The sequence below is a fragment of the Rhizobium sullae genome, assembly GCF_900169785.1.
Classification (GTDB): Bacteria; Pseudomonadota; Alphaproteobacteria; order Rhizobiales; family Rhizobiaceae; genus Rhizobium; species Rhizobium sullae.
The window spans coordinates 1-3,125 of sequence record NZ_FWER01000134.1; the positions used below are offsets into that span (position 1 = coordinate 1).

Annotated in this window: 2 protein-coding genes; both read left to right on the forward strand. The window is 58.5% G+C overall.

What is annotated here, in order from left to right; all coding sequences use genetic code 11:
- A partial coding sequence (locus BN1800_RS39140) for a CBS domain-containing protein (protein ID WP_143534263.1) occupies positions 1–594 on the forward strand: 594 nt, incomplete at its 5' end.
- Positions 595–939: 345 nt separating this feature from the next.
- A partial coding sequence (locus BN1800_RS39145) for a phosphoketolase family protein (RefSeq protein ID WP_087006259.1) occupies positions 940–3,125 on the forward strand: 2,186 nt, incomplete at its 3' end.

Here is a 3,125-nt window from a genome sequence, read left to right on the forward strand (position 1 = left end):
GGTGTTCCGGTCATCGACGATGCGGGTTGCCTCGTCGGGATCATCAGTGAGGGTGATCTGCTGCGCAGAACGGAGTTGGGGCGGGGAGCCATCGCCGAACTCGGAACGTCAGTACTTACCGCCGAGGAGCAAGCTACGGCTTACGTTAAGAGTAACGCGTGGCGGGTTGCAGACGTCATGAGCCGCGCGCCAGTGGTCGTGGAAGAGGACGCGTCGCTTGGACGGGTTTCGGGGTTGATGCAGAAGCATGGCATCAAGCGCATTCCCGTTATGAGAGAGGGCGTGCTGGTCGGCATCATCAGTCGTGCAGATCTTCTGAAAGTGATTGTTACAGCCGATCTAGACGAAACCGCGCGAGGTGACGAAGCCGTCCGTCGCAGCATTGCGATACGGCTCAGCGAAAATACGGGTCTTCTCGGAAAAGACGTGACCGTAGCCGTAACCGACGGTGTGGCTCACCTATGGGGAAACGTTGACACGGCAGAGTGCAAGGAGGCGGCGCGCGTTGCTGCCGAAAGTGTTCGCGGCGTGAGAGGAGTGGTTGAGCACTTCTCCGAAGATCCGAAAGGATCTGCGATCACGCCTTCGGATTAAACCTCGGGTACCTTCGATTTTAGCTGTGCTTCGGATGCCTTTCGTGCGAATATTAGCACGCTTTAATATTTGCGAACTGGGACGAAGCTGTTTTGGATAGCCGAGCGGGACATAGGAAATAGGGGCTGGGCGGTAATCACGGGCGTGCCAGCGTTTCAGGCTCATGTCCAAACACGCTGCTGTGGCAAATATTCGGTCGATAACAACCGCGCTACGAATTGTGCCCTTGCCGCCAGCATCCCATGCCGAGGCGTTCGCCCCAGTCGCTAACAGTAAGAAAATTCGACGATTTCTCACCTTGGAAGATCTTACCGCAGCAATCTGGGCTCAGAGGAGGAGGCACCCATGGTTTCGCTCAAAACGGCAGGAGACGCAAAGGTCGCTAAAAACGAGAACACGGCAGCGGACGGCCCCCTTTCGGCGGAAGAATTGCAGTCAATGGATGCCTACTGGCGGGCATCGAACTACCTGTCGGTCGGACAGATCTATCTTCTCGACAATCCTTTGCTCAAAGAACCGCTAAGGCGCGAGCACATAAAGCCCCGGCTGCTTGGTCACTGGGGCACGTCGCCAGGCTTGAACATGCTCTACGCCCACCTCAATCGCGTTATCAAACGCGATGATCTTGACATGATTTACGTCATCGGGCCGGGACATGGCGGGCCATCGTTGGTCGCTCACGCCTATCTCGAAGGCACCTACAGCGAAGTCTATCCCAACATTGGCCAAGACACGGAGGGCATGAAGAGGCTGTTCAAACAGTTCAGTTTTCCAGGCGGCATCCCCAGCCACGTTGCTCCGGAAACACCCGGCAGCATCCACGAGGGCGGCGAACTGGGCTATGCCCTCAGCCACGCCTACGGAGCGGCGTTCGACAATCCGGATCTCATTGTCGCCTGCGTCGTCGGCGACGGGGAAGCCGAAACTGGGCCACTTGCGACAGGCTGGCAAAGCAATAAGTTCCTGAATCCTGCTCGCGATGGCTGTGTGCTGCCTATCCTGCACCTGAACGGCTACAAGATCGCCAACCCGTGCTTCCTTGCCCGCATTCCCCGCGACGAGCTGAGGAAATTTTTCGAAGGCATGGGTTACACGCCATACTTCGTCGAGGGCGATGACCCCGCGAGCGTGCACCAGCAACTGGCAGGCGTACTTGACACCGCAATGGCGGATATCCAGGAAATCTGGGCAGATGCCCGCGACAGGGGCAACGTAAAGCGTCCTATGTGGCCGATGATTGTTTTCCGCACACCCAAGGGCTGGACCTGCCCGCCTGAGATAGACGGCAAGAAGTCGGAGGGCTATTGGCGGTCGCACCAGGTGCCGATGGGCGACATGGACAAGCCGGAACACCTCCACATTCTCGAAGCATGGATGAAGAGCTACCGCCCCGAGGAACTGTTTGACGACGGAGGCCGGTTCAAACCGGAGCTGGCAGCGCTTGCCCCCGCAGGGCATCGCCGAATGAGCGACAACCCGCACGCCAACGGCGGCTTGCTGCTGCAGGACCTGAAGATGCCCGACTTCCAGGACTACGCGGTATCCGTGCCGAGCCCTGGAGCAACCATCGCCGAATCGGCGCGGATGATGGGGGCGTTTCTCCGCGATATCATGAAGATGAACATGAAGAGCAACAACTTCCGCCTGTTCAGCCCTGACGAAAACAACTCGAATCGCTGGCAGGATGTGCTGGAAGTCACCAACCGCTGCTACATGGCGGATATCTATCCGGAGGACGATCATCTGGCGCCGGACGGACGGGTGATGGAGGTGCTCAGCGAGCATCAATGCCAGGGCTGGCTGGAAGGCTATCTGCTAACCGGCCGGCACGGCTTCTTCTCCTGCTACGAAGCCTTCATCCACATCATCGACTCGATGTTCAACCAGCACGCCAAATGGCTGAAGGTCTGCCACGAGATCCCGTGGCGGCGGTCGATCGCCTCGCTCAACTACTTCCTGAGCTCCCACGTCTGGCGGCAGGACCACAATGGCTTCAGCCATCAGGACCCGGGGTTCATCGATCATGTGGTCAATAAGAAGGCGGATGTCGTCCGCGTGTATCTGCCCCCGGATGCGAACACCTTGCTTTCAGTCACGGACCATTGCCTGCGCAGCCGCAACTATGTCAATGTCGTTGTCGCCGGCAAGCAGCCTGCCCCGCAGTGGCTGACAATGGATCAGGCCATCAAGCATTGCAGTGAAGGCCTTGGCATTTGGGAATGGGCAAGCAACGACAAGGGCACCGAGCCTGACGTCGTGATGGCATGTTGCGGCGACGTCCCGACGCTCGAGACACTCGCAGCAGTCGATCTGATCCGGAAGCACCTGCCGGAGCTGAAGGTCCGCGTCATCAATGTGGTGAACCTGATGAAGCTGCAGCCGCCGGAAGAGCATCCGCACGGGCTGCCGGATCGCGATTTTGATGCTCTGTTCACCAAGAACAAACCGATCATTTTCGCCTTCCATGGCTATCCTTGGCTCATCCACCGGCTCACTTACCGCCGCACCAACCACGGCAATCTGCACGTCCG